The organism is Thermococcus sp. MAR1, assembly GCF_012027305.1.
Taxonomy (GTDB): domain Archaea; phylum Methanobacteriota_B; class Thermococci; order Thermococcales; family Thermococcaceae; genus Thermococcus.
In genome coordinates, this window is sequence record NZ_SNUF01000001.1 from 1031574 (window position 1) to 1057058 (window position 25485).

The 25485-nt window shown below is 53.6% G+C and carries 29 protein-coding genes; 21 read left to right on the plus strand and 8 right to left on the minus strand.

Annotated elements, in window-relative coordinates; genetic code table 11:
- The first annotated feature begins 3 nt into the window (after positions 1–3).
- The 6 genes from E3E25_RS05890 to E3E25_RS05915 all read left to right on the plus strand — a co-directional run bounded on the left by E3E25_RS05890 (position 4) and on the right by E3E25_RS05915 (position 4404).
- Positions 4–384: a DUF190 domain-containing protein gene (locus E3E25_RS05890; RefSeq protein WP_167892215.1), complete on the plus strand. Its 381-nt coding sequence runs from the start codon at positions 4–6 to the stop codon at positions 382–384.
- 55 nt (positions 385–439) lie between these two features.
- Complete coding sequence (gene coaBC, locus E3E25_RS05895) at positions 440–1651, plus strand: bifunctional phosphopantothenoylcysteine decarboxylase/phosphopantothenate--cysteine ligase CoaBC (protein ID WP_167892216.1); 1212 nt, start codon at positions 440–442, stop codon at positions 1649–1651.
- A gap of 58 nt (positions 1652–1709) precedes the next feature.
- A complete protein-coding gene (locus E3E25_RS05900; protein WP_167892217.1) occupies positions 1710–2522 on the plus strand; it encodes a mechanosensitive ion channel family protein in 813 nt (270 codons plus the stop codon).
- Positions 2523–2615: 93 nt separating this feature from the next.
- Positions 2616–3338 carry a MinD/ParA family protein gene (locus E3E25_RS05905; RefSeq protein WP_167892218.1) on the plus strand — a complete coding sequence of 241 codons (723 nt, stop codon included), beginning with the start codon at positions 2616–2618 and terminating at the stop codon, positions 3336–3338.
- 51 nt (positions 3339–3389) lie between these two features.
- The gene (locus E3E25_RS05910) at positions 3390–4070 is read left to right on the plus strand and encodes an aspartate/glutamate racemase family protein (protein ID WP_167892719.1); all 681 of its coding nucleotides are present in this window, start codon (positions 3390–3392) and stop codon (positions 4068–4070) included.
- A 40-nt stretch (positions 4071–4110) separates the two neighbouring features.
- Positions 4111–4404, plus strand: coding sequence for a MazG nucleotide pyrophosphohydrolase domain-containing protein (locus tag E3E25_RS05915; protein ID WP_167892720.1), 294 nt, complete (start codon positions 4111–4113; stop codon positions 4402–4404).
- A gap of 126 nt (positions 4405–4530) precedes the next feature.
- Here E3E25_RS05915 and E3E25_RS05920 read toward each other — a convergent pair whose 3' ends face one another.
- Positions 4531–4668 (minus strand): hypothetical protein, encoded by a 138-nt coding sequence (locus E3E25_RS05920; protein WP_167892219.1) that lies wholly within the window; start codon positions 4666–4668, stop codon positions 4531–4533.
- Between the two features lie 64 nt (positions 4669–4732).
- Here E3E25_RS05920 and E3E25_RS05925 point away from each other — a divergent pair, with 64 nt between their 5' ends.
- Both E3E25_RS05925 and E3E25_RS05930 read left to right on the plus strand, forming a co-directional pair.
- Positions 4733–6151: a TldD/PmbA family protein gene (locus tag E3E25_RS05925; RefSeq protein WP_167892220.1), complete on the plus strand. Its 1419-nt coding sequence runs from the start codon at positions 4733–4735 to the stop codon at positions 6149–6151.
- Positions 6152–6161: 10 nt separating this feature from the next.
- Positions 6162–7484 carry a TldD/PmbA family protein gene (locus E3E25_RS05930; protein WP_167892221.1) on the plus strand — a complete coding sequence of 441 codons (1323 nt, stop codon included), beginning with the start codon at positions 6162–6164 and terminating at the stop codon, positions 7482–7484.
- A gap of 107 nt (positions 7485–7591) precedes the next feature.
- Here the strand turns inward: E3E25_RS05930 and E3E25_RS05935 are convergent, their stop codons facing one another.
- Positions 7592–8791: an MFS transporter gene (locus E3E25_RS05935; protein ID WP_167892222.1), complete on the minus strand. Its 1200-nt coding sequence runs from the start codon at positions 8789–8791 to the stop codon at positions 7592–7594.
- A gap of 205 nt (positions 8792–8996) precedes the next feature.
- Here E3E25_RS05935 and E3E25_RS05940 point away from each other — a divergent pair, with 205 nt between their 5' ends.
- Positions 8997–10277 carry an MFS transporter gene (locus tag E3E25_RS05940; protein WP_167892223.1) on the plus strand — a complete coding sequence of 427 codons (1281 nt, stop codon included), beginning with the start codon at positions 8997–8999 and terminating at the stop codon, positions 10275–10277.
- Positions 10278–10287: 10 nt separating this feature from the next.
- Here E3E25_RS05940 and E3E25_RS05945 read toward each other — a convergent pair whose 3' ends face one another.
- The 6 genes from E3E25_RS05945 to cobB are packed head-to-tail and all read right to left on the minus strand — an operon-like array spanning position 10288 to position 13834.
- Positions 10288–10749 (minus strand): COG2426 family protein, encoded by a 462-nt coding sequence (locus tag E3E25_RS05945; RefSeq protein ID WP_167892224.1) that lies wholly within the window; start codon positions 10747–10749, stop codon positions 10288–10290.
- Positions 10746–11318 (minus strand): phosphatase PAP2 family protein, encoded by a 573-nt coding sequence (locus tag E3E25_RS05950; protein WP_167892225.1) that lies wholly within the window; start codon positions 11316–11318, stop codon positions 10746–10748. Before E3E25_RS05950 ends, E3E25_RS05945 begins: the two co-directional genes overlap by 4 nt.
- Before the next feature lie 48 nt (positions 11319–11366).
- Positions 11367–11915, minus strand: coding sequence for an ASCH domain-containing protein (locus tag E3E25_RS05955; RefSeq protein ID WP_167892721.1), 549 nt, complete (start codon positions 11913–11915; stop codon positions 11367–11369).
- Positions 11905–12636 carry a TIGR02253 family HAD-type hydrolase gene (locus E3E25_RS05960; protein ID WP_167892226.1) on the minus strand — a complete coding sequence of 244 codons (732 nt, stop codon included), beginning with the start codon at positions 12634–12636 and terminating at the stop codon, positions 11905–11907. Before E3E25_RS05960 ends, E3E25_RS05955 begins: the two co-directional genes overlap by 11 nt.
- Before the next feature lie 35 nt (positions 12637–12671).
- Positions 12672–13082 (minus strand): DUF3783 domain-containing protein, encoded by a 411-nt coding sequence (locus E3E25_RS05965; RefSeq protein WP_167892722.1) that lies wholly within the window; start codon positions 13080–13082, stop codon positions 12672–12674.
- The gene (gene cobB / locus E3E25_RS05970) at positions 13082–13834 is read right to left on the minus strand and encodes an NAD-dependent protein deacetylase (protein WP_167892227.1); all 753 of its coding nucleotides are present in this window, start codon (positions 13832–13834) and stop codon (positions 13082–13084) included. Before cobB ends, E3E25_RS05965 begins: the two co-directional genes overlap by 1 nt.
- Positions 13835–13986: 152 nt before the next feature.
- Between cobB and E3E25_RS05975 the strand changes: the two genes are divergently transcribed.
- The 12 genes from E3E25_RS05975 to E3E25_RS06030 all read left to right on the plus strand — a co-directional run bounded on the left by E3E25_RS05975 (position 13987) and on the right by E3E25_RS06030 (position 25404).
- Complete coding sequence (locus E3E25_RS05975) at positions 13987–15183, plus strand: aromatic amino acid transport family protein (protein ID WP_167892228.1); 1197 nt, start codon at positions 13987–13989, stop codon at positions 15181–15183.
- A 70-nt stretch (positions 15184–15253) separates the two neighbouring features.
- The gene (gene glyA / locus E3E25_RS05980; RefSeq protein ID WP_167892229.1) at positions 15254–16543 is read left to right on the plus strand and encodes a serine hydroxymethyltransferase; all 1290 of its coding nucleotides are present in this window, start codon (positions 15254–15256) and stop codon (positions 16541–16543) included.
- Positions 16544–16884: 341 nt separating this feature from the next.
- Positions 16885–17349 (plus strand): immunoglobulin-like domain-containing protein, encoded by a 465-nt coding sequence (locus E3E25_RS05985; protein WP_167892230.1) that lies wholly within the window; start codon positions 16885–16887, stop codon positions 17347–17349.
- 2 nt (positions 17350–17351) lie between these two features.
- Positions 17352–17615, plus strand: a complete 264-nt coding sequence (locus tag E3E25_RS05990; protein ID WP_167892231.1) for a hypothetical protein — start codon at positions 17352–17354, stop codon at positions 17613–17615.
- 50 nt (positions 17616–17665) lie between these two features.
- Complete coding sequence (locus E3E25_RS05995; protein WP_167892232.1) at positions 17666–18976, plus strand: RNA-guided endonuclease TnpB family protein; 1311 nt, start codon at positions 17666–17668, stop codon at positions 18974–18976.
- Positions 18977–19026: 50 nt separating this feature from the next.
- Positions 19027–19305 carry an immunoglobulin-like domain-containing protein gene (locus tag E3E25_RS06000; protein WP_167892233.1) on the plus strand — a complete coding sequence of 93 codons (279 nt, stop codon included), beginning with the start codon at positions 19027–19029 and terminating at the stop codon, positions 19303–19305.
- A 332-nt stretch (positions 19306–19637) separates the two neighbouring features.
- Entirely contained in the window at positions 19638–21032 is a 1395-nt protein-coding gene (locus E3E25_RS06005; RefSeq protein WP_167892234.1) for an ATP-binding protein, read from the plus strand.
- A gap of 608 nt (positions 21033–21640) precedes the next feature.
- Positions 21641–21973 carry a transcription factor S gene (locus tag E3E25_RS06010; protein ID WP_088864748.1) on the plus strand — a complete coding sequence of 111 codons (333 nt, stop codon included), beginning with the start codon at positions 21641–21643 and terminating at the stop codon, positions 21971–21973.
- A complete protein-coding gene (locus E3E25_RS06015) occupies positions 21970–22134 on the plus strand; it encodes a hypothetical protein (protein ID WP_167892235.1) in 165 nt (54 codons plus the stop codon). Before E3E25_RS06010 ends, E3E25_RS06015 begins: the two co-directional genes overlap by 4 nt.
- A 2-nt stretch (positions 22135–22136) precedes the next feature.
- On the plus strand, positions 22137–22886 hold the full coding sequence (locus E3E25_RS06020; RefSeq protein WP_167892236.1) for a DNA polymerase sliding clamp: 750 nt from the start codon (positions 22137–22139) through the stop codon (positions 22884–22886).
- Between the two features lie 32 nt (positions 22887–22918).
- Positions 22919–23488: a hypothetical protein gene (locus tag E3E25_RS06025; protein ID WP_167892237.1), complete on the plus strand. Its 570-nt coding sequence runs from the start codon at positions 22919–22921 to the stop codon at positions 23486–23488.
- 5 nt (positions 23489–23493) lie between these two features.
- Positions 23494–25404 (plus strand): molybdopterin-dependent oxidoreductase, encoded by a 1911-nt coding sequence (locus E3E25_RS06030; protein WP_167892723.1) that lies wholly within the window; start codon positions 23494–23496, stop codon positions 25402–25404.
- Positions 25405–25485: the final 81 nt, after the last annotated feature.

A 25485-nucleotide genomic window follows, 5' to 3' on the forward strand; every position in this document is an offset into this window, starting at 1 on the left:
TTCGTGGTTGAAGTCGAACACTGGAACACGCTTCGCCTTCGCATCTACATCGGTGAGAACGACCGGTTTGATGGGAAACCCCTCTACAAGGCGATAGTGGAAAAGCTCCGCAAGATGGGCATCGCAGGGGCAACGGTGTACCGTGGCATCTACGGCTTTGGAAAGAAGAGCAAGGTTCACTCAGCTGACGTTATGAGGCTCTCAGCGGACCTTCCCATCATAATTGAGGCCGTTGACCGAGGGTATAAAATTGAGAACGCCATAAATGAAGTAAAACCCATGATAAGGGACGGCATGATAACCGTCGAGCCGACCATAGTCGTGTGGGTGGGCACCAAGGAAGAGGTTAGAAAGTTCGAGGATGATGCAGTGAGGGAACTCTGAGTTCCTCCTAAGTATTATATATGAGTTAGTGCTACCCTCTTCTGGAGGTGTCCTCATGCTTCACCACGTTAAGCTTATTCACGCCACCAAAAGCCGGAAGCTTCTCGGGAAGAAAATCGTTCTCGCGATTCCTGGCAGTATAGCCGCCGTCGAGTGCGTAAAACTTGCCAGGGAGCTTATTCGACACGGCGCGGAAGTCCACGCCGTCATGAGTGAGAACGCAACCAAAATAATTCACCCCTACGCCATGGAATTCGCCACCGGAAATCCGGTCGTAACTGAAATCACCGGCTTCATAGAGCACGTTGAGTTGGCTGGAGAGCACGAGAACAAGGCCGACCTGATCCTCGTCTGTCCTGCAACTGCAAACACGATAGGAAAAATCGCCTGCGGCATAGATGACACGCCAGTTACAACCGTTGTGACAACGGCCTTCGCACACACGCCCATAATGATAGCCCCCGCGATGCACTCCACCATGTACGAGCATCCGATAGTCGTTGAGAACATCGAGAAGCTCAAGGGGCTCGGCGTCGAGTTCATAGGCCCCCGCTTTGATGAGGGAAAAGCAAAGGTCGCCTCGATAGACGAGATAGTCTACCGCGTAATCAAAAAGCTCCATCCAAAGACCCTCGAAGGAAAGCGCGTTCTCGTCACTGCCGGTGCAACGCGGGAGTACATAGACCCGATTCGCTACATAACCAACGCGAGTTCTGGAAGAATGGGCGTGGCTATAGCGGAGGAGGCGGAATTCAGGGGGGCAGAGGTAACGCTCATTAGGACTAAGGGAAGCGTTCCCAGCTTCGTAGAGAACCAGGTCGAGGTGGAAACGGTAGAAGATATGCTTGAGGCGATAGAGAATGAGTTAAAGGCCAAGAAATACGACATAGTTGTCTTAGCGGCCGCGGTCAGCGACTTCCGTGTCAGGGAGAAGGCCAGCGTAAAGATAAAGAGCGGAAAGGCATTAACGCTTGAGCTTGAACCTACGCCGAAGATAATAGACCGCGTTAAAGAACTCCAGCCCGGTGTCTTTCTCGTCGGTTTCAAGGCCGAAACCGATGAGGAGAAACTAATCGAAGAAGCCAAGCGTCAGATTGAGCGTGCCGGAAGCGATTTGGTTGTTGCAAACACGCTCAGAGCTTTCGGCAGTGAGGAGAACGAGGTGCTCTTGGTTGGCAGGGACTTCACAAAGAGGCTCCCGAAAATGAGCAAGCGCGAGCTGGCCGAGAGGCTCTTTGATGAAATAATTTCAATCCTTAACCGGTAAGGGAAAAGCTTTTCTACTATTTTCCCGATTCTTTTTGAAAACTATTCGGGGTGATAGTATGGTGGCTTTCGATAAGCCCCTGCCGTACGTAGGGGCCACACCCTTTCAGCTGGCATCAGCATTAATAATACTGATCGTAGGCTACATTGTGGCGAGGGTGCTCGTTGGCGTCTTCAAGAAGAGCCTTAAGAAAACTAAGCTTCCACCGCTCGTTATCGAGTTCCTTGGACGGTTTCTGTCAATTCTCCTCTACGTAGTTGTCATAATAGTCGCCCTCGGCGCAGTGGGTATCTCAGTGTCTCCACTCATCCTCGGTCTATCGGCCGTCATAGGCTTGATCTTGGGCTTTGGCCTGCAGGACACCCTCACGAACCTGGCCGCTGGGGTGTGGATAGCGGCACTGAGACCGATTGACATCGGCGAAGTCGTGGAGGTAGCCGGACAGACCGGGAAGGTCGAGGCGGTTGGGATAATGAGCACAGAGCTTTTGACCCCGGACAACAAGTTCATTACCATACCCAACAAGCTCGTCTGGGGAAGCGTCATAACCAACTACACAAGGATGCCGACGAGGCGCGTTGATGTGGACATAGGAGTTGCCTACGGAACCGACCTTGACAAGGCAATAAAGCTCGCTATGGACCTGATTAAGAACCACCCACAGGTTCTCGACGATCCTGAGCCGAGCGTGGTCATAACGGCACTCGCGGACTCCTCGATAAACCTCCAGCTCCGCGCCTGGGCCAAGACAGAGGACTACTGGGCCGTCAAGGGCGACCTCACGAAGGGCGTCTACGAGCTCTACGCGAAGGAGGGCATAGAGATACCGTTCCCGCAGCTCGATGTCCACATCAGGGAGATGCCCAAGTGATGCATTTCCCTCTTTTTTTAACTTTCAAGAAAGATTTTTGAACTTTGCCGCCCAGTTTTATTATTGTCAGAAGCCGTTACAAAGTGAGCAGGGATGGTGGTCATAGGAATAACAGGTTTTGAAGGCAGCGGTAAGACCGCCCTAACTGCGAACATAGGGGCCTGCCTAGCCATGAGAGGCATTAGAACCCTTCTCGTCGACGCCGACCTGTACTTCCCCAACCTGGCGTTCCAGTTCGGGGTTGCTCCCAAATACACGATTCACGCCTACCTAGAGAACCCAAGGATGGACCTGGAGTGGTTAACGTATCCGTACATGGAAATAAAGAACCTGCATCTTCTCCTGGGTGACCCCAACGCCCCAATACGGCACAAACTATCCTTCAAAAACCTCACGACCCTTATCGAGTATTTCAAACCTGCATACGGTGCCGTTCTCATAGACTTTCCCTCAGGCCTTCCAATAGACGCCCATCCACTCATCTTGGAGCTTGATTATCAGGTGCTCGTCATAGACCCCAGCACCGTGCCCCTGAGGAACCTCCACGACTGGGTGGACTCGGCGATCAGGAAGTTCCTCCACCTGGGAATCGAGGACTTCTGGGTGATTCTCAACAAGCCGCTCATACCAGAAAGGAATTTGGAGGCCCTTGAAAAGTTCGTCTCGGAGGAACTGGAGGTACCTCTTCTAGGTACGGTACCGTACGACCCGCTGATACTGGAGGGAACCTATAACGGCACACCGCTTTGTGCGTGGGGTGACGAGCTGGGTGTGATAACCAGACTTTCCGGTACGTTTGAAGAAATCTTCTTCTAACTCTCCAAAAGGCTCATAAACCCTGAAATGTCCCGTTTCTTGGTGGTTCTTATGAAAAAGATAGGGATAATAGGCGGAACAAGCCCCGAGGCGACGTGTTATTACTACAAGAAATACCTGGAGATAAGCAGGGAAAAGTTCGAGCCCTACGTCTTCCCCGAGCTGATAATCTACTCCATAAACTTCAAGGAGTTCATCCACAACCCGAACGGCTGGGATGGGAGGAAGGAGATACTCATAAAGGCCGCCAAGGCCCTTGAGAACGCTGGAGCCGAGATAATATCGCTTTCAGCCAACACTCCCCACATAGTCTTTCCGGACGTCCAGAAAGCTGTAAACGTCCCGATGGTGAGCATAATAGACGCGCTCATCGAGGAGATGAAGAGGAGGGGCGTTAAGAGAGTTCTCCTCCTTGGGACGAAGACCACCATGACGGCCGACTTCTACAAGGACGCCCTCCGCGAGGCGGGTTTTGAAGTGGTCACACCAAACGAGGAGGAGATGGACGAGCTGAACAGGATAATCACTGAAGAACTCATGTTCGAGAACTTCAGGAGTAAAGACTGGGTGATTGGGCTGATAAACCGCTACATCGAGGGTAAAGGGGTCGAAGGCGTCATCCTCGGCTGCACAGAGCTTCCACTCATAATCAAGTCCGGTGATGTGCCGGCGGAGGTCTTCGACACCGTTGAGATTCACATGAGGAAACTCATCGAAGTGGCAAGCGAGTGATTTTTAAGCCCTTTTCTTCCCCTTCCTCCAGGTGGGAGAAGTGGAGATACGGGAATTCCAGGAGATGATTAGGGAAATCTACTTCCACAAGGACTCGAAGAGGGGAGTGGATAAAACCTTCCTTTGGTTCGTGGAGGAAGTGGGAGAGCTGAGCGAGGCTATAAGGAAGAAGGACAGAGAAGCTATGGAAGAGGAGTTCGCCGACGTTTTAGCCTGGCTCGCAAGTTTGGCGAACCTCCTCGGGGTGGATTTGGAGGAGGCCGCGAAGAAGAAGTATCCGGGAGTGTGCCCCTACTGCGGAAAGAAGCCGTGTGAATGCGAGGAGAAGTTTTAATCTCTTAGTCCCAGCTCTTTCTTAGCCTCCTACCAGGGAACTCCGTTTTCTAGCGTCTCCTTGGAAAGTTTCTCAAGTTCCTAAGCTCTTCTTCACTAACCTCCCCTTCCTCAAGCTCCCGAATCTTTAGCTTAAGAAGCTCTTCTTGTATCTCGTCCAGTTTTTCCTCATAAGCTGGATATCCCGAAGTATGAGGGCAACCTTTATGCTCTCGCTCACCACACCGCCACAACTTAAACCCTCCATCTCTTTTTCGACCACCATCTTAACGAAAAGATTTTTATACTTTCGAACGCACTATTCTATGCAGTAACCCGAGGTGATGTGCATGCATGAACTCGTAGAGTTCGCCGTTGAGAAGGCCCTCGAACTGGGGGCGAGCTACGCCGAGGCGCGGTTCGAGGAGAAGGACGGCACTTCTCTGGCAATGAAGAACGGCAACCCTGAGGGACTGAGCACAATAGCCGAGAGGGGAATCGGCGTAAGGGTTCTGGTCGATGGAGGAATGGGCTTCGCGAGCACGAACGTCCTCACGAAGGAGAGCGTGAGCGAGGCCGTCAAGAAGGCCGTCAAGCTGGCCAAAGCGGCCTCCAAAGTGAGAAATGAGCCAATAGTTTTCAGCGAGGAGGACTTCCACCGCGTCTCCTACAAGGTCAAGATGAAGAAGGACTTCCGCGACGTTTCACCGGAGGAGAAGCTCGAACTCCTCAGGAAAATTGAGGAGGACGTCAAGGCAACGGGCGTGAACGTACCGATGCGCTACCTGGGCTACTCCGACCAGCTCTGGAAGAAGATCTTCATCAACAGCGAAGGCGCCTACGTCAAGAGCAAGATTCCGCGCGTTTCCATAACCTACAACCTCGTGGTTTTTGAAAACGGCCAGATGGAGCAGGCCCCCTTCGTCCAGAGGGCGTTCTCCGGTGGGCTGGAGCTCATCGAGAAGGACGAGCCGTGGAGCTGGGCGGTTAAGGACGTACTGGCATTGAAAAAGCTCATCTATGAGGGGCAGAAGCCACCGGAAGGAAAGGTTGACCTCGTCATAAGTCCAGAAGTGGCAGGAATAGCGGTCCACGAGAGCGTTGGACATCCATACGAGGCAGACAGGATATTCGGAAGGGAGGCAGCCCAAGCCGGGGAGAGCTTCGTAAAGCCGGACATGCTCGGCGAGAGGATTGGAAGCGAGGTCGTCACCGTCATAGAGGACCCGACGATACCGAACAGCTGGGGATTCTACCTATACGATGACGAGGGCGTCAAGGCGAGGCCGCGCTACCTTATCAAGGACGGAATCATCACCGAGTTCCTCACGAACAGGGAATACGCGGCAAAGCTGGGCCAGGGGTCGAACGCCTCAGCCAGAGCCATCAACTACAACCGCGAGCCGATAGTGAGGATGGCCAACACCTACCTCGCGCCCGGTGACTACTCCTTTGAGGAGCTGATCGAGGATATCAAGCTAGGCGTCTACATGGTGTCCTTCAACGAGTGGAACATTGACGACAGGAGATACCAGCAGAGGTACATTGGCAGAGAGGCTTACCTCATCGAGAACGGCGAGATAAAGCACCCCGTCAGGAGGCCGATTCTTGAGATAACGACGAGGGCACTGTGGAGCAGCGTCGATGCCGTTGGCAAAGAGGTCGAGTTCTTCCCGGGAACCTGCGGCAAAGGCGAGCCCGGGCAGGGTGTCCCCGTCTGGATGGGTGGAGCGCATGCAAGGCTCAGGGACATACCGCTCAGGTACTGAGGTGGTAGAGATGTTCGACGTTAATGATTTCATCCTTAAGAAGGCCAAAGAGCTCGGCTTCGGCGACGTCGTTGTTCTGGGCTACGAGATGAACAGGCGTCAGGTCCGCTTCGCCAACAACGAGATAACGGTAGCGAAAAACTGGCACGAGAGAAAGGTTGAGCTGTTCGTCGAGCTTGAGAAGCGCGTCGCGGGGACGAGCATCACCGAGCTGAGCGAGGAGAACATCGAGCGGACCTTGAAAACGCTCCTGAGCAACATGAAGGGCATGTCTCCAAAGGAGGACTACTACGGAATCGCCGAAGGGCCGTTCGAGTACCGAGACATTCCGGAGACCTTCGATAAGGCGATAGTCGAGCTCGATGAGCCAAACGAGTACGTCGAGAGGGCAATCAATGCGGCCCTTGAGGAGGGAGCCAAAAGAGTTGCTGGCGTTCTCTACACAGACCACAACAGGCTCTACCTCACCACGAGCAACGGGGTTGAAGCTTTTGACGAAGGCACCGGGATAGAGATAAGCGTTAGAGCCTTCATCGGAGACCTTGAGAGCGGGCACGGGACGAACTCGGTTCGCGTTCTCAAGAAGTTCGACCCCGAATCAGCTGGAAGAAAGGCCGGTGAGATTGCAAAGCTCGCCCAGAAACCGGAGCAGGGGCCGGAAGGGAAGTTCGACGTCATCTTTGACCCCTTAGCCTTCGCTAACCTGCTGAGCTACATGAGCTTCATGACTTCAGCGTATGCAGCAGAGGCCGGTTTTAGCTTCCTGGTGAACAAGCTCGGCCAGAAGGTCGCCAACGAAATCGTCACGATAAAGGACATTGGAAACCTGCCCAAAGGCTACGGAACGAGGAAGTTCGACGACGAAGGAGTTCCAACGAGGGAAACGACGATAATCGAGAACGGAACCTTCAAGACCTTCCTGCTCAACACGAGCATGGCGAAGAAGTACGGGACTGAAACTACCGCCAACGCGGGCCTTATAATGCCCCACGCGTGGAACATCGTCCTTGAGCCGGGCGACTACTCCAGGGAAGAGCTCTTCAGTGAGGTGAAGAGAGGAATCTACATCACCAACGTCTGGTACACCCGCTTCCAGAACTACGTAGCCGGTGACTTCTCGACCATCCCGAGGGATGGAATATTCCTCGTGGAAAATGGAGAGCTGAGGCCGATAAGGAACATTCGCGTCAGCGACAACTTCGGGAGGATCCTTGAGGGAATCAAGGCCCTCGGAAAGGAGAGCCACCACATCCACTGGTGGGAGGTCAGGACGCCAGTTTCGACACCCTACGTTCTCGTGGAGGACGTTGGCATAACCAGGGCGACGAAGTGATGCTTTCCTTTTCTTTATTGGCCCGCGATGTACATTTTAGTTCGTACCCTATTTTGGGGTACCCACCCTAAATTTTGTTTTTCAGCGGTAGTAATAGGCTGGAAAGACTACTCCGCCAGATGCCTCAGCTCCAGAGGCTTTTTCAGCGGGCCGAGGCTGGCCAGCTTGAAAGCTAAGCCGATGCCGAAAAGAACCACCGCGAACAGCAGTCTGGCCTCACTCAACCCGAAGGTGTCAACTACAAACCCGTAGAGGGCGTAGAAGACGGCCATCACCACCGCTGAGAACATCATGTCGAGGGATAGAACCGTTGCCCTCTTTTCGCTCGGTATCCTGTGCTGGAACTCTACGGAGACGTTGAAGCCAAAGGCAGCGTTGATGACTCCGGCCGTAATCCCGAGAACGACAGCAAAAATCGGGTTCTGGAAGAGCACCGAGAGGGCTGTAAAAACCGGAATCGCGAGGGGTGCTATTTCATAGGCCCTCACGCTCCACTCATTCCCCAGCCTAATCCCGATGAGCCGTGGAAGGGTCTTAATCAAAACCTCAGCGATGCCGAGCAGTCCGAGGGTGCCCATGAGAGTCGTTCCAAGGCTCCTCGCGAGCATCTCGCCGAGGTAGGGCTCAAAAAACTTGCGGAACTGGTTGATGGACATTGATACGGCAATTGATACGAGAATCAGCGGGAGAAGGTCGTCCCTGAGGAGCTCTCTGGCGGAATGAAGCACGTGGAGATGGTAAGAAATCTCTGGCTTCTTGAACTCGTACTCGGGAATTGAAATGGCCACGAGAAGGGTACCCAGCTCCATGATGAGCGTCAGGAGGAGGGGAAGGGTAAAACCGTAGAGCTGGGCGAGAAATGCCCCAATGGGTATCGAGAAGGCCGACGATACCAGCGTCAGGGTTTTAACGTCCCTCATCACCTCCCGGTATCTGCCTTCCAGGCCAAGATGCTTGAGGTTGTCGAAGAGCCACGCCTGAAGGCTGCCGCTCACAAACGTGGCTCCAAGGGAAGAAACGACGGCATAAGCTATAAGCATGGGGAAGTTCCGGAGAAGGATCAGGACAACCGTCCCGAGGGAGAAGAGCGCCATTCCAATAATCACGCTGGTCTTCCTGCTCATCTTGTCGGCCACCACACCGGTCGGAACCTCGAAGAGGAAGAATCCCAGAGCCGAGACTGCGCTCACGAGGCCGATCTGGCCGTAGGTGATGCCCTTCGAGAGATAGTAGATGACCGTGAGGTTCCCGATGAAACCTGTGTTCATGAGGACGAAGAGGAGCCTGTATTTCCTCAGTAGGTTCATCTCACCACCCGGGATGGAAAGTTGAATCCCCGAAGGATTTAAGGTTTTTGAGTGACGCGGGGGAGAGAATCGGGAGGTTAAGGAACCCAGAGTCACATTACTCCCTTGAAACTTCTTGGAAACTTACCAAACCTGTGTAACAGGACGGAACGACTGAGAAAACGCTTAAAAACTTCTTCATGCAAATGAAACCGGGTGGTGGAAGATGGAGGCCATCGAAAACTCCCGGTTGAATAAGTTCCACTACACGCTTTTAGCTATCCTCGGAACGGTGTGGGCGTTCATAGCAGTGAACACAATCTCGGCAGGATTCGTCATAGCCCTGCTCAAGAACGACCCGGCTTTTCAGGGGAGTCCGGCAAAGCTCGGCTCCCTCGGTTCGGCGGCACTCTTCGGCATGCTCTTTGGGGCGTGGCTCTTCGGCTACCTCGCGGACAGGATTGGAAGGAAGAAGACGCTCACCCTTGCAGTCGCTACCTTCTCCCTTGCCTCGATAGTCAGCTCCTTCGCGGGAAACCTCAACGCCCTTATAGCCCTGCGCTTCATCGTCGGCCTCGGCCTCGGCGGCTCCCTGCCGGTTGCAAGCTCCTACTTCGCCGAGTTCATGCCGAAATCTGTGAGAGGTGCGATGATTTCAGTCCTTGAGAGCTTCTGGGCGATAGGCACGATAATCATAGGTGTAGTTGCGATTCTCGTCAAGGCCGACTGGAGGAGCATACTGCTCTTCGGCGGCGCGATAATACTCATCCTGCCGCTCCTCCTCACGCTCCCGGAGTCGCCCCGCTACCTGCTCATCAGGGGGCGCGTTAAGGAAGCCGAGGATACCATCAGGAAAGCCCTCGGGGTGAGCGTTAAGCTTGAAGCCCCGAAAGGGGAAAGGAAAGCCTCGATCGGCGACCTCTGGAGGCACTATGGTAGAACGACCCTCATGCTCACGATAGCCTGGTTCAGCATAGCCTTCGCCTACTACGGCTTCTTCATATGGCTTCCTAGGTTTCTCTCGGCAACGCTGGGAATCACCGTCTTCAGGAGCTTTCAGTACTTCATAATCACCGCCATAGCCCAGCTGCCGGGCTACTGGAGCGCCGCTTGCCTACTTGAGAAGATTGGGAGGAAGAAGACCCTCTCCTACTATCTTCTGCTCTCGGGAATGGCTGGAGTGGGCTTCTACCTCGCGGCCAGCTCAGGAAACGAAACTGCAATAGTCGCGAGCGCGGTAGCCTTCAGCTTCTTCAACCTCGGTGCCTGGGGGGCGATATACGCCTACACCCCGGAGCTCTACCCAACGGCTGTCAGGGGCACCGGCACCGGCTGGGCGGGAGCGATGGCGAGGATAGGAGGCGGAATAGCGCCGATCCTGGCGGGCAGGATAATGGAGCTGAGCGGGAGCGCTCTGGCGGTGCTCGTGATTGCGGTGGTGGCGATAATCGGTGCGCTGGACGTTCTGGCGCTGGGAGAGGAGACGATGGGGAAGAGCCTTACCTGAGTTTTCCTTTTTATCCAAAAATCCCCAGTGCAGGGAACAGTGTTATCGCCATGCTCAAGAGTCCACCGAGGATTAAAGCAGGAACCGTCTGCCTCTTTTCTATGGCAAGCAGGTAGGCCGCTAAAGCTCCAGTCCATACGCCCGTCCCGGGGAGAGGGATTGCAACAAAAATCGTCAGCCCGATGAAGCCCCACCTCTCGACGTAGGGGTGGGCCTTTTTTCTCACTCTTTCAACGTAGTAGAGGTAGGGGTGGGCCACCTTTCTCAGGAAGGTTCCCTCAAGCCAGAGCATCAGCCTGTCTATGTAGGGGAGCAGAGCTGGCAGGAGAAGCGAGAGGAGCAGAACTCCGAGGAAGGCACTCAGAAGGGTCTCCCAGAGGGGGTAACCCCTCCCAATGCCGTAGACTATCGCGTACCTGCCTTCGAAGGTTGGAACCAGCGAGAGGAGGAACACCTCAAGGAAGCCGTTCATTGGAACTTCCCTCCGAGGAGTGATTTAAGCAGGAGGTAGAGCCAGGGAGCGAAGAGAAGGCTGAAGAGAACATCGCCCAACCAATGGACGTGCAGGAAAAGCCTTGTGAGGGCTATTCCGACTGCATATATCCAGGCGAGCGGGGCGAGCTTCTTCCACCTGTCCGTGGCATAGCTCGCTATTATGGCAGCCCTGAAGGTGTGGCCCGAGGGAAAGGCGTAGGCACCTATCCCCGAACCATAGGGAATAGGCCTCGGTTCGGCGAAGAGGAACTTGAGCGCGCCGACGGCAGCGAGCCCCATGATGGCGGACAGTACGAATGCGAGCGTTTTAGGTGAGACCTTCCCGCTCCTCCAGTCAAAGTAGAAGGAAAGACCGATGACCGGGATCAAAAAGAGGTCGCCGCCAAAGGCCGTCAGGAAGTTCATCAGAGGCGTATCCACGAGGGGAAGCTTCAAATTGACCCATTCGTTTATCCCATGGAGTAAACCGGTAGCCTGGAGAACCAGAACGATTAAAACTCCGGCCGTAAGCGCGGTAAACTTGGTGTCGAACTTAACTCTCTCCATGGCGTTTAAAGAAAGATGGGGCAATAAAAAAGCTTTTCTCTTGAGGGCTCAGATTACCCCCTCCGCGTAGAGCGCATGATATGCCTTGAGCAGCGCCCCCTGGACTTTTTTCGGCCCGAAGGTTCTAACGGCCCTTCCAAGGCCCTCGTTGTATATCCTGCGCAGTATGAAATCAGTTTCGCGGTTGAGGTTGAGTTTTTCCTGATTTTCAAGGTAGAGTCTCGCTATCTCACCCGGCTCGCGGTAGTTCAGGCCCTTGAGCCATTTGAGGGGTATTCCGTCCTCGAAGCGCTTTATAACCTCAAACCCTATCACCGTAACCTCATCATCGCCGTAGAGCTCGCCGTATATCTTGCCCAGCTCACGGAGGAGCTCTTTAACATCGGAGAAGCCGTCGAGCCTTGCATCCTCGTTGGTAAGCTCTCTAACTTTCTTTTTCTCGACGCGGGTTATCCTGACCTTTGCTATGGCGGTATCACTCGGCGTTATCACCAGGTAAATCTCGCTTCCCGGTTTCGCTTTGTAGTCACCGTAGCGTATCGTGGTGACCTTGTCCCCGCGCAGGATTCTCGATTTGTACGAACCATCAATCAGCATGAACTTCCTTATCTGAACGCTCTTCCCTCTCCTCAAGGTTCAGCCCCCTGACTATACCCAGAACGTCCTCAAGCTTCTCCACTGTAAAGTCCGCGTATTCAAGGTATTCCAACTCCCTGTCAGCGTACTTGCCGTATTTGAACCAGGCGGTCTTCATGCCAACCTGCTTGGCACCGTAAATGTCAGAGTACAGCCTGTCGCCCACCATCATGGCTTCGCCGGGTTCAACGCCCATCTTCCTCAGGGCTTTCTGGAATATCTTTCTGTGAGGCTTCTTAACGCCGAGGTAGTCCGAGATGAAAACGCCGTCGAAGTAGTCGTCCATCTCTAGGCGGATTATCTTCTCCCACTGCTTTATCGGGTCGCCATCGGTTATTATGCCAAGCTTATAGCCGGACTTCTTCAGCTCAAGGAGAAGCCGTCTAGCACCGCGGACGCTCTTCAGGTAGGCGAACTTCGTGTTGTGGTACGCTATAACTCCAGCGGCTATCCATTTGGGGTTGTTTGGGAGGTCGAGACGCCTGAGGAGGTAGTCGAAGTGCCTGCCGAAGTTGCTTCCGTACTCGTTTATCAGCTCAAGGAGCTCGTGGTAGGCGGTATCAAAGTCAACGGGGAGACCGTGCCGTATCATGTTCTCTATCGCGTTCTTTCTCGCCATCTCGGCCAGCCTGCTCGTGTCCACGAGCGTGTCGTCCAGGTCAAAGAACACGACCTTTATCATCCCTTCACCCACCGCACTCTACTCGTTCAAGATATTTAACCCTTCCCGATGTCAAGGAAGGGCCCCCTTCTCTTCCCGGCCTCCTCACGGGCCCAGCGCATGGCCCTGAAGTACTCGTCCTCTGCCATCAGCTCGTTGAGCAGATCCTCGAGCTTCCAGGTGAGCGAGGTTTCCGTCGTGGTCGCAAATATAACCCTCCCGAGGTTGAGTGATTTAACGGCTCTTATGGTGCCCTTCAGCGTCTCGTTGTCGAGGCCGTGCATTATTACAAACTTTCTGAGGTGCCAGTAGCTTGAGCCGCTCAGATTCTCCGCCTTCTCAACGATTTCACTGACCACCCAGTCCCTGCAGTACTCGGGAACCTCAAAAACCGGAACCGAAAGTGCCCCCCGCAGTCTCTCGACTTCATCGGGCAGGAAACCCACCAGCAGAACCTTTCCACCCATCATATCAGCCCCTTAATCCTTATCATCAGCTTCTCCATGGCCTCCCCTGCGGGACAGCGAAGGAAAACATCAGCAATCGGCGTTATCCCGCTCTCCTCTGGGTTGATTTCGATAACCTTTCCGCCCGTTTCCTTGACTATCTGCGGAACGTACGCGGCAGGGTAAACCACACCGCTCGTCCCTATGACTAGAACGAGGTCGGCCCTCTCCGCGAGCCGGAAGGCCTCGTCGAGGGCTTTTCTTGGCAGGGGTTCGCCGAACCAGACGACATCGGGACGGAGAAGCGAGCCGCATTCCGGGCACTTGGGAAGATCCCTGCCCCCAAGAAATTCCCCAAGTCGGCCACTCTCCTTGAGGTTTTCCCTATAGCCGCAGGAGGTGCACCTAACGCGGAATATGTTGCCGTGGAGCTCGATGAGGTTTTTCGTCCCCGCTTCGCGGTGGAGGTCGTCAACGTTCTGGGTTATAACTGCCTTCAGAATACCCATGCGCTCAAGCTCCGCCAGGGCGTAGTGTGCCCTGTTTGGCTTGGCCTTCCGTATTAGGTCCATCCTCCATCGATAAAACTCCCAGACGAGGTATGGGTCCTTCCGAAAAGCCTCTGGAGTCGCGAGCTCCTCTGGCCTGTGCTTCTTCCACAGCCCGTTGAATCCTCTGAATGTAGGAACACCGCTCTCGGCGCTTATTCCAGCACCGGTGAACGCTATGGCGAACCTCGAACGGGCCAGGAGTTTGGCAGCCTCCTCTATCATAGTCACACATACTCGGCCATCCTTAAAAATCCTGCCCGAGGTTGAGAGGTCCCGGGCTTCCCACCGAAGAATCTTTGAAATGAACTTCATATTTCCGTGGGAGGGTTTAAATTGTATCCATGAACACATCTGAGGAAACAGGGGGTGGGAAAATGCCAGTGACCGATGGAATACCTAGAAGAAAGGTCACCACTTCGCACGGGCGTTATTACGCCGAGAGAATGGCACTCGCGAGGAGAAAGAAGCTCAGAAGAAAGGTCGCACTGATACAGCTCATGAGGAAGAGGAAGGGGGTCGCGGCGATAAGGACGAGCACCATAAGGGTGGAGAAGACCCACATCTCGAAGAACGAGGCGCTGGCAATACTGGTTGGAACCCAGATAGGGGCGGGTGTTCTCGGCCTGCCCTACGCGGCGAGCAAGGTCGGCCTCATCCCCGCACTGGGGGTTCTCACGGGCGTTATGCTCCTCATGCTCGCGACGGCGTTCATAGTTCTCAAGTTCTCCGCAGAGATGGGCGGGGCACAGATGAGTACCATGGCCAACAGAGTACTCGGAAGGGCCGGCGGGTGGCTGATGTATCTAAGCATATTCATAATGAGCTTTGGGGCGCTCTTGGCGTACATAGCCGGGATGGGGAGCGTTTTCGCTAGTCTCTTCGGGGTCAGCGATACACTGGGAGCAGCGATATTCTGGGTACTGGCTTCCTTCGTCGTCTACCGCGGGCTTGAGGCAAGCGGAAAGACCGAACTGATAATGAGCTACGTCATGCTGGCCCTCTTCATCGGCGTCACCATGATGCTCCTTCCTCACGCAGAACTCAGCAACGGCCTCTACACCAACCTCGGTGGAGTGCTCAGCATAACCGGTGTGGCGATCTTTGCCCTCGGCTGTCACACCATAATCCCCGACGTCTACAAGGGGCTCGGAAGTTACAAGGAGACCAAGAAGATCATCGTGCTCGCTTTCCTCATTCCGACGGCCATCTACGCGGTCTTCATGGCGGCGTTCCTGATAGCCTTTGGAAAGGAGACACCTGAGATAGCCACGCAGGGGCTCGAACTACTCTACGGCCATCCCGGCAGAATCATCGGCAACCTCATCCCTCTCCTTGCGATAACCACGAGCTACATAGGCATCGCGCTTGCACAGCAGAGCAACAGCGAAGAGTTCGTGAGGCTTGGCAGGAAGGCTGCCTGGGCACTCACTGTGGTTCCACCGGCGGTTCTATACTTCGCGGGCGTCAGGAACTTCGCCGATGTGCTGGCCTTCGCAGGCGACACCGGTGATATGCTAGCATTCATAGTGCTCCCAATCCTGATGTGGCTCGCGGCGAAGCTCCGCCGCTAACCCTCCGATTTTCCCCTCCTTCGGTAAGGTTTATATTCCCCGCGTTCAAATCCCCATCGAGGTGTTTCCCATGGCCGATGGATACAGGGATTATCGTGACAGGGTTCTGAATTTTGTTGAGGAGCATGAAAAGTGGAGGAGCCACACCATAAACCTCATCGCAAGTGAGAACATAACTTCCCCAAGTGTCACCCGCGCCGTTGCGAGCGGGTTCATGCATAAGTACGCCGAGGGCTGGCCGAGACAGCGCTACTACCAGGGCTGCAAGTACGTTGATGAGGTTGAGCTCATCGGTGTCGAGCTGTTCACCAAGCTCTTCAGGAGTGATTTTGCCGATCTCAGACCGATTTCCGGAACCAACGCCAACCAGGCCGCTTTCTTTGGACTCACCAATGCCGGAGACAAGGCCATCGTTCTCCACACCAGCCACGGCGGACACATAAGCCACATGCCATTTGGAGCGGCCGGAATGAGGGGCCTTGACGTCCACACCTGGCCCTTCGACAACGAAGCCTTTAACATCGACGTTGACAAGGCCGAAAAGCTCATCCGCGAGCTTGAGCCCAAGATAGTCGTCTTCGGAGGTTCTCTCTTCCCGTTCCCACACCCGGTCAAGGAGCTCGCGCCGGTTGCGAAGGAAGTTGGCGCCTACGTGATGTACGATGCCGCCCACGTCCTCGGTCTCATCGCCGGAAAGCAGTTCCAGGACCCGCTTAGAGAAGGAGCGGACATAATCACCGCTTCGACCCACAAGACCTTCCCTGGACCGCAGGGCGGTGTTATAATCTACAAGCGCTTTGGCGAGACGGAAGAGATAGCGAGGCTTCAGTGGGCCATCTTCCCGGGCGTGCTGAGCAACCACCACCTCCACCACATGGCAGGAAAGGTCGTCACCGCTGCCGAGATGCTTGAGTACGGTGAGAAGTACGCGGCTCAGATCGTCAAGAACGCCAAAGCTTTGGCCGAAGCTATGGCCGAGGAGGGCTTCAAGGTCATCGGAGAGGACAGGGGCTACACCGAGAGCCACCAGGTCATCGTCGATGTCTCGGATCTCCACCCAGCTGCAGGTGGTTGGGCTGCGCCGCTCCTCGAGGAGGCCGGCATAATCCTCAACAAGAACCTCCTACCATGGGACCCGCTTGAGAAGGTCAATGAGCCAAGCGGTCTCAGAATAGGCGTCCAGGAGATGACCCGCGTCGGCATGCTTGAGGACGACATGAAGGAGATAGCGAGGTTCATCAGGCGCGTCCTCATCGACAAGGAGGACCCGAAGAAGGTCGAGCGCGACGTCTTCTACTTCAGGCAGAACTTCCAGAAGGTTTACTACTCCTTCGACTACGGACTTCCAATGAAGCAGTAATCTCCGTCCTTTTTTCAATTTTGGCACGTAGTAATTGCGATTTTTCCAGCGTTTATTGGGAATATCTCCGCAAACTGAGCCCCAATTCAAGATATTTCCACATTTTGAGACTGTATCTCGGATTTTATTTTAAAAAGTTATAAAATGGCCCATCCATGCCCCTAGATGGTGTTTGGCCACCCCAGTTATGCATCATTGTGCTCTCCACGGCCGGACACCGCCGCGAAGACATCCCCTAAAATAAGGGAGGATTAAATAAGGGGCTAAAATCACTCCAACTCCTTTTGAAGCTTTGACAACCGTTAAAAGCTCCTCCGCGTACCTTTTCTAGGTGATGCCGTGTGAGGAAGGTTCTCCCGGTCCTGCTGATATTCCTTCTGATTTCGGTTGGATACCACCTTGCCTCATCGGGAAACGGGACCTCGGATCTTTCCCCAAAGGACGAACCTGCAGTTACAACGCTCCCTGAAAACCCCATGAAGCTCGACAAAACCGTCTACTCCCCCAACGACACGATGGTCATGACGATAACCAACAACGGAAACGCCAACTTCACGACGGGCTACGCCTTCAAGCTCTATAAACTGGAGAACGGAACGTGGAAGGAGGTTCCGGTGAACCTAATGTTCATAGAGATTGCTATCATAATAGAACCCGGGAAGAGCTGGGAGCAGAGGGTGAAGCTCTCCAGCCTGAACCTCAAGCCGGGCCATTACAAGATAGAGAAAACCGTAGTGGTTACCGAGCCGGTGAACAAGATGAGCATGGGGATTAAAGCGTGGGCTGAGTTCGACGTGAGGGGCTGATGATGAAGTCTGTGAATCGGACCCTGGTCGTTTTCGCCGTCTTCATTCTCCTTCTTGGAATCCTCTATGCCGGAACACGTGAGAGGGGCAAAAATACACCCCCCAACGCCGGAACCGCCCTCATAAGGCTCGATAAAGGCGTATATCGCGTAGGTGAGGAGCTCAGTCTCACGATAATCAACACCGGGAGCGAGACCTTACATTTTTCTTTTGAAAATCCTTGCCCTTCAGGGTGGGGATGCAGGGTTTTTAAAACCGACCTTTGAGCGAGAAAGCAACACTTTTTTAAATCCTAAAAATCATACCATACTTTAAGATGAAGCGTTCAGTAACGGTTAAACTCCAGCCGAGCAAGGAGCAAGCAAAAATCCTTTCCGAATTAGCCGACTTAGGAGCCAAAGTCTGGAACAGGGTAAATTATTTGAGAAGACAACAATTCTTCGAGGACAAAATCGTGGACTTCAATTCAACCGAGAAAACCGCTTATGAAGAATTCAAGCGAGAAATTGGTTCTGCCACAGTTCAACAGATCTGTCGGAAGAACGCTGAAGCCTGGCGTTCATTCTTCTCCCTCCTTCAGAAGAAACGGAACGGAGAACTTCCCTCATGGCTAAAACCAAAACCACCCAACTACCTCAAGGAAGAGGGGAAGAGAAAACCCTTAATCGTTTTGAGAAACGACCAGTACAGGATTGAGGGAAACAGGTTAATCCTCAAAGGCCTCGGCAAGTTCAAAAAACTCGAAATTCAATTCAAGGGAAGAATACACTTGAATGGCAAGCAAGGGCGCTTAGAAATCACTTACGACCCAGTTAAGAGGAAGTGGTACGCGCACATTAGCCTTACCGTTGATGAAAAATTTGAGGGCGGTGAATGGGTTAAGCTTCCAAAAACTCCAAAAGGAAACCTTTCAGCTGGAATTGACCTTGGAGTGAACAACTTAATGGCTGTCTATGTTGAAAATGGTGAAAGCTTCCTCGTGAATGGCAGGCCGTTGAAGAGTATCGATTTCTACTGGCGGAGGAGAATAGCGGAATACCAGTCCAAACTCAACAAGAGTGGGGCGAAAACGAGCAGGAAGCTCAAGAGAATGCACGAGAAGGCCAAACTTCGGGCAAAACACTACATCAACACTGCTGTGAAGCAAACGGTTAAAAAACTTTATGAACTCGGCGTTTCGAGGATTGTTGTCGGCTATCCTAAAGGCATAGCGAGGAACTCTGATAAGGATAAAAAGCAGAATTTCCTCCTCTCTTGCGTGTGGCGGTTCAATACGGTTATCAAACGTTTAAGAGAGGTTGCTGAAGAGTATGGTATTAGCGTTATGGTTGTCAATGAGGCGTTCACTTCGAAAACTTGTCCCGTTTGCGGGAAGCCTCACGAGGGGGCTCGTTTTGTTCGTGGTTTGTTTAAGTGTCCCGCAACGGGGCTTGTGTTTAACGCGGACTTGGTTGGAGCGTTTAACATTTTGGGGAAAGTAGTGAAAACGATAACCCCGAGCCTTGAAGGTTTGAAAGCCTTCAAGGTGAGGGGTAACTGGCCTAAGACCAGGCCAGAGGGGTTCGAAGAACCCGCTCTAAAGGGTTCTCTGATGAGAACCCCTCAAACCTCCTTGCCCTTGAGTTAGGGGGTTCCTCGTTGGAACCCTCGCCCTTCAGGGCAGGGAGGAGGTCAGTCGTGGGTGCCTCGTACAGGCTCTACCGCCTGGAAAACGGGAGATGGGAAGAACTCAACCTCGGGTTCTCGTTCACTGGTATAGGCTACACGATACCTCCCGGCAGTAACTGGAGCCAAACCGTGCCCCTCGTTACACACGTTTCTGACGGTGCCGGGAAGCTTGAGCCGTTGCCGCCCGGTAGGTACAGGATTACAAAGACCGTCATCATCGACAGGGGACGCTGCGGGAGGGGGAGCAGTGAGATAACCCTCTCCGCTGAGTTCGAGGTGGTCGGATGAGGTGGAAGACCGGCGCCGGAATCGTCGTCCTGATGCTCCTCCTCTGGGAACTCACGGTTCCACTTCATGATGAGCCTCGATAAGTCCAGGTATTCAGCCGGGGAAGAGCCGGAACTGAGGGTAAGGAACGTCGGTCTGACGCCCGTCAGTCCCGGGGATACAGGCTCGTGAAGGAAATCTGCGGTGGCCCCTGGGATGCAGAAACGCGAGCGTGGAGTTTGAGGTTAGGGGTTGAGGAAAACACAGGGACTACACTAGTTGCTGACACAAATTTTCCCGCAAACGCAACTTTTAAATAATTTACTCACAAGTAATTTACTGGTGGGTAGATTATGTTCATCAACAGAAAGACAGAGCTTTCCATGCTCAGGGAAAGGCTCGGAAGAGGAAAGGCCGAGTTCATCGTTGTTTACGGCAGAAGGAGAGTTGGAAAAACGGCACTGCTTCTCGAATTCCTCAGACAAAACGGCGGGGTTTACCTCCTCGCAAGGGAGACAAGCGAGGCAGAAAACCTTAGGAGGTTCTCTCAGAGGATAGCCGAACACTTCAACGACGGTTTTCTCGCCAAAAACCCCTTTCAGAGCTGGGACGCCTTTTTTGAGTACCTCTCTCAAAAAAGCAAAGAAAGGCTGATAGTCATCATAGATGAATTTCCCTACCTTGTGAAGGCAAATCCTGCCCTACCCTCCATCATTCAGGAGTACTGGGACTTAAAGCTGAGCAAAAGCCTGATTTATCTCATCATCTGTGGCTCAAGTGTCTCGATGATGGAGAGGCTCCTCGGATACAAGAGCCCCCTCTATGGAAGGAGGACAGCACAGCTGAAGGTGAATCCGCTGGGCTTCTTCGAGGCGAGGGCTTTTCTGCCAGGGTACCCGATTGAGGACTTTGTAAGAGCTTATGGAATCCTCGGGGGAACACCGGCCTACCTGCTTGAGTTCGACGACTCAAAAAGCATCGAGGAGAATCTGAAAAGCTACTTCCGTCCAGACTCGTTCCTCTACGGCGACGCTCGCTTCGTCCTGATGGAGGAGCTCGACGAGCCAAGGAACTACTTTGCTATAATGGAATCTCTCGCGAGGGGAAAAACAACACTCGGCGAGATTATGAATGGGACTGGACTAGAGAGAGGAACCGTTGGAAAATACCTCAGTGTTCTGATGGACCTCGGCTTTGTGAGAAGGGAGGTTCCCGTCACAGCGAGTAGAAAGAGCAGGAAGGGGCGCTATTACATAGCCGATCCCTACTTCGCCTTCTGGTTCCGCTACGTTCATACCAACGAAGATTTGGTGGAAACGGGGCAGGGGGACCTTCTCGCTGAGCTTGTGATGGATGACCTGAACGAATACCTAGGATGGGTTTTTGAGGAGGTTGCGAGGCAGTTTTTAATCGAGCTGAACAAAACCGGAAAGCTTCCCTTTCGCTTCACGAAAATCGGACGATGGTGGAGGAAAGGGGAGGAGATTGATTTGGTGGCGCTGAATGAAAGGGAAAAACAGGCTCTCTTCGTAGAGACCAAATGGAAAGATTTGAGCAAGCGGGAGGCGATGGGAGTTTTGAAGGATTTGAAGAGGAAGGCCGGGCTCGTTGAGCTGGAAGGATGGGAGCACTATTATGGTCTCGTTGCCAGGGGCGTTGAGGGTAAGGAGGGGCTGAGAGAAGATGGCTTTGTAATCTGGGATCTGAAGGATTTTGAAAGGTTTGTCCCCTCTAAAGGCGAATTTTGAAGGGTTGTGGGAAAGCTGCGGGAGAGGACTACCACCAGAGTGCACCAGGAGGCTGTGAAGCGACTGATAAGCCTCGCGCTTGAAGACCCATCGGGAAAGAATGGGTGGGCCTGACCTCCTCCCCGCCGTGAAGGGGCGGTTCGGTTTGCGGGCCCATCACCTACTCCCCTCGCGAGTTTCGGCTCAGCCCGCAGGCCCGGTCTCGGGCTCGTTACCCCTACCGGCAAAGCCGGCTCGGGGTTATTGCTCAAAGGCCACCCTTCAGAGTTTTTGACTGCCCAACGAGCAGTCATTGAAAGGACGCTTAACAACGTCAACCCTCCAATGCTGGAAGGTAACGGGAAACCCCTTCTAGTGGGGTTGTTTTACGACGACCTCTTCGAGGCCTTATTACGCTGGTAAGACTTAAAAAGGTTTCGGGTGTTTAATTGCCCGTTGGGCTGATCATTGCATCCCCGCCGTGAACGGCAAGGCTTTCAAAAGAAAAATGTAATCCCCATGCACGAGGCACTCCGGATAAAACTGAAAGGCCTCTTCTGAATCAACCCCTGGCAAAACTTTTTATTCTCCTCCCACATACCGAACCCTCGGCTAAAGGGGGGAGAAAGATGAAGTTCTGTCCAAAGTGCGGTAACCTCATGCTTCCAGACAGGAAACGGAAGGTTTGGGTCTGCCGCTCATGTGGCTATGAGGAGCCCTTTGACGAGCAGAAGGACAGGGAGAAGACCGTCATAAAGCAGAAGGTCGAACACAAGCCGGACGAGGGGATCATCGTCGTTGAGCAGGATTTAAAAACGCTACCGACCACTAAGGTCACCTGCCCGAAGTGCGGCAACGATACAGCTTACTGGTGGGAGCTCCAGACGAGGGCCGGCGACGAGCCGAGCACGATATTCTACAAGTGCACCAAGTGCGGCCATGTCTGGAGGTCTTACGAGTGAACGAGCTGGAACGCGAAACCCTCAGAAAGCTCGCGGAGAAGGCTCTGAAGGAGCTTGAAGAAGCCTACAGGAGGATACCCGACACCGACAACGGAAAAGCTTATTTATTCCGCGGCAAAGAAAGGGTTAGGCTGATGCTCGATATATTAAAGGAGGGGTAAAGATGCCGTTCGAGATAGTTTTTGATGGTGCCAAGGATTTCGCCGATCTTATAGCCACCGCAAGCAACCTCATCGACGAGGCCGCCTTCAAGATAACCGAGGAAGGGATATCGATGAGGGCCATGGACCCGAGCAGGGTCGTTCTCATCGACCTCAACCTGCCCGAGAGCATCTTCTCCAAGTACGAGGTGGAGGAAGAAGAAACGATAGGAATCAACATGGACCACTTCAAGAAGATACTCAAGCGCGGCAAGAACAAGGACACGCTCATTCTCAGGAAGGGCGACGAGAACTTCCTCGAGGTCACCTTTGAAGGCACCGCCAAGAGAACCTTCAAGCTCCCGCTCATCGAGGTTGAGGAGCTCGAACTTGACCTTCCGGAGCTTCCGTTCACGGCCAAGGTCGTCATCCTCGGCGAGGTCCTCAAGGAGGCAGTTAAAGATGCTTCCCTCGTCAGCGACGCCATGAAGTTCATGGCAACGGAAAACGAGTTTATAATGCGCGCCGAGGGCGAAACGAACGAGGTCGAGATAAAGCTCACCCTTGAGGATGAAGGCCTGCTTGACCTTGAGGTCGAGGAAGAAACGAAGAGTGCCTACGGAATCAGCTACCTCGCGGACATGATAAAGGGCATCGGCAAGGCCGACGAAGTTATAATCCGCTTCGGCAACGAGATGCCCCTCCAGATGGAGTACCCGATAAGGGACGAGGGCAAGCTGATATTCCTCCTCGCTCCTCGCGTCGAGGACTGATTTTTCTTTTCATTTCCTAGGCTGGTGGGAGCGTGGACATCGTTAAGCTCAGGGAACTGCTTGAGGCGGAGCTTTCCTCCCAGGAACTGACGGAACTAGATGAAGAATTCTACGAGGAGTTCGACAGCCTCATCAAGGCCCTAAAACTCAGTGCAGAGAGCTCCCGTGAGAGGGGTGAGGACGTTGAGGAGCGCCTTTACCTCGCCCAGCTGGGCATAGCAGAGAAGCTCATGCGCGAGATAATCAAAATCAGGCTTCATAAAATCGTTGACCTCGCCGTCGAGGGCGTCCCCTACGGTCTGACTTCGGAGGAAAGGCGAATTTTCACGATGCTCAGGGCGTTCATAGAACGCGAGGAGATTCCGGTCGAGATTCCCGAGGAGACCGTTGAGGTGAGTGGGGAGGTTCCAGAGAGGGAGGCCTCAAAAAAGAGGGTTCCAAGGGAAGCCTACATAATCAAGGTTGACCTGCCGAAGATACTCGACCCTGAGCTGAGGGAATACGGGCCGTTCAGGGCGGGCGACCTCGTTGTCATCCCCCGGGGCCTCGGGAAGGTTCTCGTCGAGAGGGACGCGGCCGAGAGAATAAAGATTACCCCGTGATGCCCATGCCTTTCTCAGTCTGCACCCGCGACTGCTACGACACATGCTCGATGGTGGCCGAAGTCAAAAACGGAAGGCTCACGGTTAGGGGAAACCCCAAACACCCAATAACAGCAGGCTTTCTCTGCCCGAAGGGCGCGCTCCTCCCAAAATGGTTCCACGCTGAGGACAGGCTCAAAGCTCCGCTCATTCGAACCGGCGAACGCGGAAGCGGTGAGTTCAGGGAAGCCACCTGGAACGAGGCAGTAAATCTTGTGGCCGGGAGGTTGAGGGAGACGATTGAAGAGCACGGAAGCGAGAGCGTTTTAGTTTACCAGTACGCCGGGGATAGGGGAGTTGTGAACTACGCCTTCCCGCTGAGGCTCTTCCACTACCTGAACACATCGATGCTCGACTACGGAATCTGCGACAGGGCAGGTCAGGAGGCTTTGAGAGACGTCTACGGGACGGCAGTTGGAATGGATCCGGAGGAGCTCAAAAACCAGCGGTTGATAGTTTACTGGGGTGTTAATGCGTTCTGGACGAACCTGCACGGGTTCATGCTGGCAAGGAGATGCGGTCTCGAAATCTGGACGGTCGATGTCGTCAGAACCGAAACCGCCAAGCGCTCCGAGGGGTTCTTCCAGATAAAGCCGGACACTGACGTTCTCTTTGCCCTTGGAGTTGCAAAGGTTATAATCGAAGAAGGACTCCATGATAAAGCCTTCGTCCGCGAGAACGTTTACGGCTTCGAAGAATTCAAGAATTATGTAAAAACATTATCGCTTGATTATGTAAGCATGGAGACCGGGATAAAGGTTGGTGAAATAGAGACCTTCGCGAGGGAGTTCGCCGAGAAGAGGGGAGTAATCCACATAGGCTACGGCTTTCAGCGCTCCTTAGCTGGAGGAGAGGCCGTAAGGGCAATAGCTATCCTTCCAGCCTTAATAGGCCATTCCTTCGGCTTCATCTATGACATGAAGACCATAGACAAAAGCTACGCCGAGGGAGCCTTCCTGCGAACTAGGCCGGCCAGGAGAATTCCCCAGATGAAGCTTGCTGAGTACATAGAACGGGGCAAGATAAAGTTCCTCTACGTCTACAACTCCAATCCCCTCGCGAGCCTGCCAAACCAGAACCGGCTGAGGAAAGCGCTGGTGGAAAACGACGTTTTCGTGGTCACACACGATATCTTTCTCACAGATACCGCCCTCTACTCCGACGTCGTCCTTCCGGCAAACACTTTTTTCGAGAGGCTTGACATCCTCGATTCCTACTACCACCGCTACGTGGCTTTAAACGAGCCGGTAGCGAAACTCTACGGGAAGAGCAACAGCGAGGTGACGAGGCTTCTGGCGAAGGCGCTGGGCATTAAAAATCGCCACCTCTACGAGAGCGACGAGGAGGTCATAAAGAAGGTCATTGAGATGAACGGTTTAAACTGGGAAGAGCTGAGAAGTAAGGGTTTCGTTAAGGTTCAGGAAAAGCAGAGAACGTGGGGAACGCCGAGCGGGAAGATAGAGTTTTTCTCTCAGAGGGCTGTAAAGAGGGGCCTAAGTCCATTTCCCAAGTACAGAAGCTTCAAAGGTAAATACCCGCTTCGGCTGCTCACTCCGACCCACAGAATGACGATAACGAGCCAGTACCATAACACACACGGAATGATCGACCCGAACCTTTACGTCAATCCCTCTGATGCCAAAGAGAGGGGCCTTGAAGACAGAGATACCGTGGAGGTCTTCAACGACAACGGGAGCATCAGGACTGAGGTCAGGCTTACGGAGGACGTTCCGCCTGGAGTGGTTCTGCTTTACAAGGCTTTCTGGGCTAAACTTCTCGGCTGGAACGCGAACTTTCTGACAGAGGATAAAACCGTCGAAAAGTACGGGAACGGCTCTGCATACCATTCAACATGGGTCGATGTCAGGAAGGTTTGAGACAAAAAGGGACTTTTTCTTCAAGCTTTTTGACAATGCCTTTCCATTCAATCTTCCACTATGACAATCAATCGTGGACAT

Bases quoted from the DNA above. Each gene is read 5' to 3' on its own strand.
- glyA (WP_167892229.1), top strand. From the start codon at position 15,254: ATGGCCGATGGATACAGGGATTATCGTGACAGGGTTCTGAATTTTGTT.
- E3E25_RS05950 (WP_167892225.1), bottom strand. From the start codon at position 11,318: ATGGAGAGAGTTAAGTTCGACACCAAGTTTACCGCGCTTACGGCCGGA.
- E3E25_RS05975 (WP_167892228.1), top strand. From the start codon at position 13,987: ATGCCAGTGACCGATGGAATACCTAGAAGAAAGGTCACCACTTCGCAC.
- E3E25_RS05910 (WP_167892719.1), top strand. From the start codon at position 3,390: ATGAAAAAGATAGGGATAATAGGCGGAACAAGCCCCGAGGCGACGTGT.
- E3E25_RS06030 (WP_167892723.1), top strand. From the start codon at position 23,494: ATGCCTTTCTCAGTCTGCACCCGCGACTGCTACGACACATGCTCGATG.
- E3E25_RS05995 (WP_167892232.1), top strand. From the start codon at position 17,666: ATGAAGCGTTCAGTAACGGTTAAACTCCAGCCGAGCAAGGAGCAAGCA.
- E3E25_RS06010 (WP_088864748.1), top strand. From the start codon at position 21,641: ATGAAGTTCTGTCCAAAGTGCGGTAACCTCATGCTTCCAGACAGGAAA.
- E3E25_RS05990 (WP_167892231.1), top strand. From the start codon at position 17,352: ATGAAGTCTGTGAATCGGACCCTGGTCGTTTTCGCCGTCTTCATTCTC.
- E3E25_RS05965 (WP_167892722.1), bottom strand. From the start codon at position 13,082: ATGGGTGGAAAGGTTCTGCTGGTGGGTTTCCTGCCCGATGAAGTCGAG.
- coaBC (WP_167892216.1), top strand. From the start codon at position 440: ATGCTTCACCACGTTAAGCTTATTCACGCCACCAAAAGCCGGAAGCTT.
- cobB (WP_167892227.1), bottom strand. From the start codon at position 13,834: ATGATAGAGGAGGCTGCCAAACTCCTGGCCCGTTCGAGGTTCGCCATA.
- E3E25_RS06020 (WP_167892236.1), top strand. From the start codon at position 22,137: ATGCCGTTCGAGATAGTTTTTGATGGTGCCAAGGATTTCGCCGATCTT.
- E3E25_RS05940 (WP_167892223.1), top strand. From the start codon at position 8,997: ATGGAGGCCATCGAAAACTCCCGGTTGAATAAGTTCCACTACACGCTT.
- E3E25_RS06005 (WP_167892234.1), top strand. From the start codon at position 19,638: ATGTTCATCAACAGAAAGACAGAGCTTTCCATGCTCAGGGAAAGGCTC.
- E3E25_RS05960 (WP_167892226.1), bottom strand. From the start codon at position 12,636: ATGATAAAGGTCGTGTTCTTTGACCTGGACGACACGCTCGTGGACACG.
- E3E25_RS05945 (WP_167892224.1), bottom strand. From the start codon at position 10,749: ATGAACGGCTTCCTTGAGGTGTTCCTCCTCTCGCTGGTTCCAACCTTC.
- E3E25_RS05900 (WP_167892217.1), top strand. From the start codon at position 1,710: ATGGTGGCTTTCGATAAGCCCCTGCCGTACGTAGGGGCCACACCCTTT.
- E3E25_RS05955 (WP_167892721.1), bottom strand. From the start codon at position 11,915: ATGCTGATTGATGGTTCGTACAAATCGAGAATCCTGCGCGGGGACAAG.
- E3E25_RS05935 (WP_167892222.1), bottom strand. From the start codon at position 8,791: ATGAACCTACTGAGGAAATACAGGCTCCTCTTCGTCCTCATGAACACA.
- E3E25_RS05930 (WP_167892221.1), top strand. From the start codon at position 6,162: ATGTTCGACGTTAATGATTTCATCCTTAAGAAGGCCAAAGAGCTCGGC.
- E3E25_RS05920 (WP_167892219.1), bottom strand. From the start codon at position 4,668: ATGGTGGTCGAAAAAGAGATGGAGGGTTTAAGTTGTGGCGGTGTGGTG.
- E3E25_RS05925 (WP_167892220.1), top strand. From the start codon at position 4,733: ATGCATGAACTCGTAGAGTTCGCCGTTGAGAAGGCCCTCGAACTGGGG.
- E3E25_RS05905 (WP_167892218.1), top strand. From the start codon at position 2,616: ATGGTGGTCATAGGAATAACAGGTTTTGAAGGCAGCGGTAAGACCGCC.